Raw genomic sequence first — 9,367 nt, 5'->3', positions numbered from 1 at the left:
CGCTAAAGCAGAACAGTATTTGTTTTTACTTTAAAAAGCAAACTATTTTTAAATTATTTTGTCTAAATATGGACAACTTCCTCGATTTTCCAGAAATAAAGGACCCTTGAAAAAAGGGTCCTCCAATAAATCATTATACCAATTCTTGTTTTTTCGTTTCTTTTCCCAAAAGAAACACTGCCAAAGCACCAATTAAAACGGATATACAAAAGATTGTAAAAATGGTCGAGACAGCATATTTTTGAGCCACTAAGTAGCCAACCAATAATGGGCCGAGGACACCACCGATACGGCCGATGGCAGCAGCCATTCCGGCACCCGTACCGCGGATTAACGTTGGATACTGCTCCGGGGTATAGGCGTAGAGCCCGCCCCAAGCGCCAAGGTTGAAAAATGATAATAGAATTCCCGCTGTCATTAACAGAGCCGTAGAGTCTGCAGTTCCAAAGAAATAAGCGCTGGCAGCCGTTCCGGTTAAATAGACAACCAAGACAAATTTCCGGCCAAACCTTTCAATGCACCACGCCGCTGTAAAATAACCAGGTAGCTGAGCTAGCGTCATAATTAACACATACTCGAAGCTTTTAATCAAACTGAAGCCCTTCATCACCATGACACTCGGCAGCCATAGGAACATGCCGTAATAAGAGAACACTACACAGAACCAGACAATCCAAAGCATCGCTGTCTGTCTGCTATACTCTTTTGACCAAAGCTGCGTGAGGTTATGGAGGACGGAGCTCTTTTCCTTCGTTTTAACTGCTGCAAAGCGTGGTGAGTCAGGAAGCCCTATCCGCAAATATAAGGCATATAGGGCAGGAATCGCACTGATTAGCAACGCGGCCTGCCAGCCAATCGATGGAATGACGAAATAGGAAATGACCGCCGCAATCAGCCAACCGCCTGCCCAAAAGCTTTCCAATAGAACAACGATCCGGCCGCGTTTTTCAGCCGGGACACTTTCGGAGACAAGCGTTGAAGCAACCGGCAGCTCTCCTCCTAAACCCATTCCAACTAAGAACCGGAAAATTAAAAAGACAGTCAAGGAGCCTGCAAATGCCGATGCACCGCTTCCTATCGAAAATAATAATAAGGTAATGATAAAAACATTTTTCCGCCCGATTCGGTCAGCCATTAAGCCGAAAATAAGTGCGCCAACCGCCATTCCAATCGAGTTGATGCTGCCAATCCAGCCCATTTGCCCGGGAGTTAAACTCCATTCTGCCACCAATGCCGCAATGATGAAGGAAAGCATCCCTACATCCATGGCATCAAACATCCAGCCCATCCCGGCAATACCAAGCAGTTTCGTGTTTGATAATTCCCGTTTCTTTCCTGATTTCATCTTAATAAAATCACTGCCAGAAACACTATTTGTGTTAGCCACCATAAGCCCCCCTCTATTTTCAGAGTTTCTGATATTATTCCCCAATACGTTTCTTTTTAAGAAAGAACTGTTTAAGTCCCTGTCCTGACATAATTCTAACAGATGTCTTTACACCAGTCAGCAAAAAAAAGAGAAAATCTCAGTTTGAAATTTTCTCAAGCTACGCTTCATTGGCATCCGCATTTTTAAATTGATTTGAAAACAAGGAAAAATATTTCTCTTTTTTCGCCATCAGTTCCTCATGGCTGCCTGTTTCTACGATTTCCCCGTGGTCAATGACCATGATAGTGTCGGCATCACGAATGGTGTTGAGGCGGTGAGCGATAATAAAACTAGTGCGATTTTCCATTAAAGATAACAATGCCCGCTGAATGTGCAGTTCCGTTCTTGTATCAATGCTGCTCGTCGCTTCATCCAAAATCAGCAGCGACGGTCGTGCCAAAATAACCCTGGCAATGGCCAGCAGCTGGCGTTCTCCCTGACTGAGGTTACCGCCGTTTTCCGATAGGAGGGTGTCATATTGCTTGGGCAGACGTTTGATAAAGCCCTCGGCACCTGCCATCCGTGCCGCCGTTTCCACTTCTTCCTGCGTCGCGGCCGGATTTCCGTACATGATATTTTCTTTGATTGTCCCCGAAAAAAGATAGGTATCTTGGAGCACAAAGCCAAAGCTGCGCCGCAGGCTGTCCCTTGTGTAGTCGCGAATATCGCGGCCATCCAGAAGGATCCGGCCCCCTGTCACATCATAAAATCTTGTCAAAAGATTAACAATGGTCGTTTTTCCAGCACCGGTCGGACCAATCAGAGCGGTGCTGCTTCCAGCCGCCGCCTCAAAGCTGACGTTTTTTAAAATCGGCACATCATGGCGGTACCCAAAGCTGACATTTTCAAATACAACATGACCTTTCGGATTCTTAAGCGGCACAGCGCCAGGGGAATCGGCAGGTTCCTCCTCTTCATCAATGACTTCAAAGACCCGCTCTGCTCCGGCGACACCTGATTGAAGAATGTTAAAAATATTGGCCAGATCATTGAGCGGCCGGACAAACTGTCTTGAATAGGTGATGAAGCTGGCGATCGCTCCAACCGTGATATGCCCTTTGACAGCCAAGATGCCGCCGACAATAGCGATGACCGCAAAGCCAAGGTTATTGATGACGTTCATAATCGGCATTAAGAAACCGGACCAAATCTGCGCTTTGAGGCCGACCTCGCGAAGCTTGGCATTAACCTTTTCAAATTCCTCAATGACTTTTTCCTCGTGATTAAACGCTTTAACAACCTCAATGCCGGAAATCGATTCCTCAATATGTCCATTTAATTTCCCCAGCTGAACCTGCTGGTTTTTAAACAAGACGCCCGTTCTTTTGGCAATCGTTTTTGTTAGCAAAAAGACAAGCGGCACGGTAATCAGGCTGGCCAGCGTGAGAATCGGGCTCAGTATTAACATCATGATCAGCGAGCCGGCGATGATAATGACACCGGACATTAACTGTGTCGTCGATTGGGATATCGTATTGCTGATATTATCAACATCATTTGAGAGCCTGCTCATCAGTTCCCCATGTGTCCGAGAATCAAAGAAGGCAACAGGGAGCTTTTGCAGTTTTTGAAAAAGCGATGCCCGTAATCCTTTGACTATCCGTTGGGCTACCCCAGCCATCAGCCAGCCCTGCAAGAAGGTGAGGACGGCATCGCCGACATAGGCGCTGATAAGAACGACAATCATGACCTCAAGAAAACTGAAATCCACCTTCCCAGACTTTAGGGTCATGGCATCGATGGCTTTACCGATGAGAAAAGGGTTAAGCAGCATTAAAGCTGCATCAACTGTGATGAACAAGAAAATGAGGGAAAGCATTCCCTTTTCGCGGCCAAAATAGTCCCAAAGACGTTTTAAGGTACCTTTAAAGTTTTTTGGCTTAACCACCGGACCGCGGTGGTGGGCACCTCCGCCAGGCCTAAGCGGCAGTGGACCAGGAGGGGGGGTTCTTTGCGGTTGATTCGTGTTATTTGCCATTTTGCAGACCCTCCCTGCCCATTTGTGAGCGATAGATTTCTTTATATACCTGACAATCCTTGATCAGATCTTGATGGGTGCCAATACCCGCCACTTCCCCCTGGTCAAGGACAATGATTTTATCTGCATCGATAATCGAGGATATCCGTTGGGCAATCAATAAACAGGTCAGTCCGCTGGCGAATTTTTTTAAGGCGGTTTTCATTTTGGCTTCAGTGGCGGCGTCGACCGCGCTTGTGCTGTCATCCAAAATGAGGATTTCCGGCTGCTTCACCAATGCCCTGGCAATAGAAAGCCGCTGCTTCTGCCCGCCGGAAAAATTGACACCGCCCTGGCCGATTTTTGTGTCATAGCCTTCTGGTGAGGCCTCGATAAATTCCGTTGCACTGGCTACGGCTGCCGCTGTTTCAATTTCCTGCTGAGAGGCATTTTCCTTTCCCCAGCGAATATTCTCGGCGATTGTCCCGGTAAACAAAATATTTTTTTGTGGAACAAAAGCAATTTTCTCCCTTAGATTTTTTGGGTATATGTCCTTAATGTTCGCGCCATTTACCTTTATCGACCCGCTTGATGCGTCATAAAAGCGGGGAATCAGGCTGACGAGCGTCGTTTTCCCAGAACCGGTAGAGCCTATGATGCCGACAGTTTCCCCGGGAAGAATGGTAAGCGAAATGTCTTTAAGGACCGGCTCGCCGGCAGCCTCATCATAGGAAAAGGAGACATTTTCAAAATCAATTCTTCCTTTTTCACCGGATTGGGATGTCATTTGATTGTTTTCCCACGTAATGTTGACTTCCTCAGAGAATACTTCACCAATTCTTCCTGCTGAGGCCTTCGCCCTGACAAACATGGTAAACACCATGGAAATCATCATGAGGGAAAATAAGATCTGCGTCATGTAGTTGATAAAAGCAATAATATGGCCAACCTGTATCTTTCCCGACTCAACCCCAAGACCGCCCATCCAGAGGACAACGACAATCCCGATGTTAACTGTCAGCATAATCGCCGGGCTGAAAACAGCCATCAGTCGGTTGGCGGCAATCGATTGCTTCTGGAAATGCTCGTTAGCTTTTGAGAATTTAGCTGTTTCTACTTCAAAACGGTTAAAAGCTTTGACAACTCGGACACCGGATAAATATTCACGAAGCACACCGTTCACCCGGTCCATGGCATTCTGAACCTTGGAAAACAGAGGAAAGCCAAGCTTTAAGTTGATGATGATAAACAATGCCACAATCGGCACCACCACCGCAAGGACGACCGCGAGGTGAAGGTTCAGGCGCGTGGCCATGACCAAACCGCCAATCGCCAGCAGCGGAGCTTTTACGAAAATCCGCATCGTACCGTTTACAAACACTTGGACCTGGGTCACATCATTTGTAAGCCTAGTAATGAGGGACGCGCGGTCGAAGTTGTTCAGGTTTCTAAATGAGAGAGATTGAATTTTGCCAAACAGGTCAGATCGCAGCTCTGTTCCGAAATTTTGCGAAACGATGCTGGCCATGATGCTTCTGGTGGAAGCGGCCACGGCCCCAATTGCGGTAATCAGGAGCATCAGGCCGCCCATTTTTAGGACATAATGAATATCTCTGTTGGCAACACCCTCATCAATAATTTTCGCCATCACGGTTGGCTGCAGCAAATCGCAAATTGCCTCAAAGGTGAGGAATAGAACCGCAATACAAAAGGACTTCCAATACTTTTTTATGTACTTTGCAAAATGCTTCATGAGGTCTCCCCCTGCTCCTAAACTGCCAGACAAATGTAATAAACCTATTATAAATTCGGGCTCTTAAAATAGACAAGCAAAGGGGCCTGCCCCCGCATTGCTTTCGCGTATCGCATTAAAGCAGCGGGGGACAGGCCCTTTTCATTGATTTTATTTTACCGGGCTGAATTCATGAACCCAGACGCGCATTTGCGGAAGCCACGGCATTCCAGGATGAATGGAAAGAATTGATTGTTTGTATTCTTCCACATTGTTAAAGCCTTCGCGGCGGGCATCATCATCTGTTAGTTCGCCCAGACTTTGTGAGTAGACGTTATCCACCACAAACTGATGGCCTTCCAAGGTCATAATTTCGCCTGGGTCAGCATAGCGGCCATTGCGGCGGGTTGCTGTCTTTTCACCGGCAAGTACCTTTTTAACGTCTTCCTCCATTGTTACCAATCGGTCAATGGAACAAGTTTTCGGTGGTAATGTATTGTTTTCATGTTGAGTCATTTTTAATATCCTCCTTTTTCCAATTCAGTTATTTATTTTAACACTATTGCTATTGTAATAAAAACGAACTGAAAAAAGCAAAGAGGAGGCCGTGAATTAGACTACCTGCCCGCCGGTTTGCCGGTATTTGTCGATGCCTTCTGCGCAACGGTAAGCGAGGGCGCCGACGGTTCCAGTCGGGTTGTACCCGGAATTGTGGGCAAAGTTAGCCGCACCCACCACAAATAAATTGTCCACATCCCACATTTGCAAATAATTATTGACGGCAGATGTGGACGGGTCGGCCCCCATAATGACACCGCCTGTATTATGAGTGGATTGGTAGGTTGTAATATCGTACGGTCCTAACTCCTTCAATGAATCAACATGGTTTGCGCCCATTTCCTTCAAGATTTGGGCCGATTTCTCAGCTAGGAAGACAGCCAACTTCCGGTCCTGATCCTCGAAATCAAAGGTAATCCGGATTAACGGATCGCCAAATGCATCCTTATAAGTTGGGTCTAAATCGAGATAGTGATGCTTAAACGGCATGGATGAGCCTTGACCGCCAACGGAAAGAAAACGGTTGGCATATTTGAGCGACTGTTGTTTGAACTCTTTGCCCCAAGCTGGCGTGCCCTTCGGAACAGGATTATTTTGAATCGGCCTTAACCCTGTTTGGGTGAGTGATATGCTGCCCCCATGGATAAAGCCAAGGTTTGAATGGTCAAAATTGTCGCCATTGTAATCATCAAGGACCATTCCGAGTGACCCGGCACCGGCAAAGGTACTGAATTCCTTATTATTGAAAAAGCCGATGGCATTTCCTTTCATCACTTGATAAGCATAATTTTTCCCTATCACACCAGTTCCTGTAGTCGGATCATACGGTCTGCCAAGCCCCGACATTAGCAGCAAGCGAACATTACTAAACACATAGCTTGTCAGCACCACAATATCGGCTGGCTGTTCAATTTTCTCACCTGTTGTGGTGTCGACATATATAACCCCGGTCGCCTTTCCCCCCGTATGTAAAATCCTTCTGACATGGGAATGAGTCCGAATCTCAAAATTCCCTGTTTTCTTGGCAACCGGAATAACCGTGACGACTGGGTCTGCCTTTGCCCCGTATTCGCAGCCGAACCGCTCGCAGTAGCCGCAGTACTGACATGCGGCCCTTGAGATACCGTCGGGGTTTTTATATGATTCCGATAAGTTAGCCGACGGCATCATATAAGGATGCAGCTTCAAGTTCTTTGCTGCTGTCTCAAACATTTTAATAGCCGGTGATTTCTTCATCGGCGGGGTTGGGAATTTATCCGACCGCTTTCCGGCACCAGGATGCGGGTTCTCCTCACCGGAAATCCCGCAGGTTTTCTCAAATTTGTCGTAGTAAGGCTCCAGCTGGTCATAGGTAATCCCCCAATCCTGGATAGACATTTCCGCAGGGATTTTGTTTTGCCCATATTTTTCAATCGTTTTGCTGCGAATTTCAAAATCATAAGGGAGGAACCGGTAGGTCTGTCCGTTCCAGTGAACACCAGCGCCGCCTAAACCGTCCCCGAGCAGAAATGAACCATACTGCCTCATCGGCAGAGCGCGGATTCTTTCGTTACCTCTGAAGGTAATCGTTTCTTTGGAAAGATCCTGGAATAGATCATAGCGAAGTGCGTATCTAAGTTCATCATGAACCATGAAATAATCTTCGGTCTTTCTTTCCTTGCCTCGTTCCAAGCCGACCACCTTCAGGCCCTTTTTCGTCAGTTCAGAGGCAATAATTCCGCCAGTCCAGCCAACTCCCACCAGAACGACGTCAGCTTTCGGTAATTTTCTCGCCATTTTTCCACCTTCTTTTTTAAAAATAAAATCTATTAATACCGGTACTTGAGCCCTTTCGTTTAATGCTTCATATGGCTTTGCAGGCTTTGCGGTTTAATCTTCTGAAAGTCCTTCTCAATAATCTCGGCATAGGCCATTTGGCTGCCAGGGTAGTTTCGCATTTTCCAGCCACCCATATTTTTATTTCCTCCATATAATGGATCGCTGTAAACTCCCTCTAAGGTTGCACTTCTCAGCAGCTGGAAAAAGCCGCTAGGAGATATGGTCGTTAAATTCACCTTATCCTCTTCAAAATCTTTCAAAATTTTGTCCTGCTCATCACCCGATAGTTCTTCGAAATTTTTCTTACCTACTGTGTTACTGTAATTTTGCAGCTCACGCAGTCCTATATCAAAAATATCTCTTCGTTTTAAGCGCCCCTGATAGCCCTGAACTTTTTCACCAGGAAAAAAGGGTGCCTGCATATAGTCCCTGGCATTGAAGCCCCAATCACCTGCTAACTGGTGATCAATAAAATAGGCAACGCCCAATGCCTTTGCCCCCGGTCCGTTATCATCTTCAGGAAATATTCGTTCGGTGGCAGCTTCGGTAATCCTGAATTGTTCCGGAGTAAAGTACATCAGTGCTTGATTGAAATCTTGGTCTTGAGGCGCCGGCGGATTGTTTTTGTTATCATCCTTTCCCCTTGGGACCAAACTTCCCAAGATCCCGCCAACAGCGAGTCCCCCTACGGTAAAACCGGTATTGCGGAGAAATCTTCTTCTCGATAATGTTTCTTGCTTTTCTTTGTTTTCTTCAGCCATGGAACACACCTCCAAGGAAATAGACAACATTATTTGAAAAATACGGCAGTCCGCCGCTATTGCTTGATAATGTTCCCAAAATAATCCGTGCATACTCACAAAAAATAAGGGAATTTTATTGGGTAAAAAGGAGGAAATAAAATGAAAAAAATTAGTAACATGTGGTATGTGCCGATGATTGCTGTGCTTTTAATTCTTGGCGCATGCTCAGCCCAGCAGGAATTGAAAGGAAATGCAGAAGATCTTCATCAACAATCTTTAAATGAAAAAGGAAATGGCCATGTTCATGGCCAAAATAATGTTGACGTGATTCCAAGCGTCGACAGATCGAAGAAACACACGACAGGTACAAACAATCAAACAGCGGGCCTTGGGGAAAATGTTTACAGTTTAATTGGAAGCTCAAGCCTGCATGACGGCGGTATCTCATCCCATTTAGAATCCAGGCTTGCGGGGCAGGGGATTACTGGTATCAAGGTGTTTGTCCTTGATGACACGGTGATATTGGCAAGGGCGGAACCAGCGACAACCTCCACCAGCTATGATGAAATGCAAAATAAGGTATTAAAAAACACTTCCGGTTTATCCGGAAAAGGGACCCTTGACGGTGTCGATGTCAATAAACTAAATACTGACGATAACCTTGCCAAGGCTAAGGATTTAATGAACAAAGCCTTTAATGGACAAGTTCAGGTTCTTTCCATTACCAATCCAAATGCCCTGCCGCTTATTGATGGCATCAAAGCCAATATCAAAGCACCATCACCATCCTATAGCAAGCTATCAAGCGATATTATCACATTAGTTAAAATGGCAAACGAAAAATAAATTCAGAAAAGGACCTGGTGCCAGGTCCTTTATTTTATATATTCAAATCTTTCCTTTTATAAAAGACAAAGGTAACAGCCGTTAGTGCTGCGAACAAAACAATGGATAATAGAACAAAGCCGGTGTCCAATCCACCCCCATACATCATATTTTTTGCCTCAAAGTATTTAAACGGCGTCACGTATTTCAGGAACTCAATGCTTTCATTTAAATCAACGACTACTGATAATACAAATGTAAGAAGCAGGATTCCGGCCGCCAGCGAGGCCGCTTTTTTTGGTTTT

The 9,367-nt window shown here is 45.8% G+C and carries 7 protein-coding genes and 1 pseudogene; 1 reads left to right on the top strand and 7 read right to left on the bottom strand.

What is annotated here, in order from left to right; translation table 11 throughout:
- Window positions 1-133: 133 nt before the first annotated feature.
- The 6 genes from KHB02_RS24855 to KHB02_RS24830 all read right to left on the bottom strand — a co-directional run bounded on the left by KHB02_RS24855 (window position 134) and on the right by KHB02_RS24830 (window position 8,255).
- A complete protein-coding gene (locus KHB02_RS24855) occupies window positions 134-1,345 on the bottom strand; it encodes an MFS transporter (protein WP_213148104.1) in 1,212 nt (403 codons plus the stop codon).
- 202 nt (window positions 1,346-1,547) lie between these two features.
- The gene (locus tag KHB02_RS24850; RefSeq protein WP_213147900.1) at window positions 1,548-3,407 is read right to left on the bottom strand and encodes an ABC transporter ATP-binding protein; all 1,860 of its coding nucleotides are present in this window, start codon (window positions 3,405-3,407) and stop codon (window positions 1,548-1,550) included.
- Window positions 3,397-5,139 carry an ABC transporter ATP-binding protein gene (locus tag KHB02_RS24845; RefSeq protein WP_213147899.1) on the bottom strand — a complete coding sequence of 581 codons (1,743 nt, stop codon included), beginning with the start codon at window positions 5,137-5,139 and terminating at the stop codon, window positions 3,397-3,399. Before KHB02_RS24845 ends, KHB02_RS24850 begins: the two co-directional genes overlap by 11 nt.
- 150 nt (window positions 5,140-5,289) lie before the next feature.
- Window positions 5,290-5,634: an ASCH domain-containing protein gene (locus KHB02_RS24840; RefSeq protein ID WP_213147898.1), complete on the bottom strand. Its 345-nt coding sequence runs from the start codon at window positions 5,632-5,634 to the stop codon at window positions 5,290-5,292.
- A gap of 96 nt (window positions 5,635-5,730) precedes the next feature.
- Complete coding sequence (locus tag KHB02_RS24835) at window positions 5,731-7,452, bottom strand: GMC family oxidoreductase (protein ID WP_213147897.1); 1,722 nt, start codon at window positions 7,450-7,452, stop codon at window positions 5,731-5,733.
- A 59-nt stretch (window positions 7,453-7,511) separates the two neighbouring features.
- A complete protein-coding gene (locus KHB02_RS24830; RefSeq protein WP_213147896.1) occupies window positions 7,512-8,255 on the bottom strand; it encodes a gluconate 2-dehydrogenase subunit 3 family protein in 744 nt (247 codons plus the stop codon).
- Window positions 8,256-8,396: 141 nt separating this feature from the next.
- Here KHB02_RS24830 and KHB02_RS24825 point away from each other — a divergent pair, with 141 nt between their 5' ends.
- Window positions 8,397-9,083, top strand: coding sequence for a hypothetical protein (locus tag KHB02_RS24825; RefSeq protein WP_213147895.1), 687 nt, complete (start codon window positions 8,397-8,399; stop codon window positions 9,081-9,083).
- Window positions 9,084-9,117: 34 nt separating this feature from the next.
- Here the strand turns inward: KHB02_RS24825 and KHB02_RS24820 are convergent.
- Window positions 9,118-9,367, bottom strand: a pseudogene (locus KHB02_RS24820) (ABC transporter permease subunit); the annotation flags it as partial.

This window comes from Neobacillus citreus (assembly GCF_018343545.2).
In the GTDB taxonomy this organism is placed as follows: domain Bacteria; phylum Bacillota; class Bacilli; order Bacillales; family Cytobacillaceae; genus Neobacillus; species Neobacillus citreus.
Note: the sequence above shows the minus strand (reverse complement) of the source record. Positions and strands in the feature narration are given on the sequence as shown.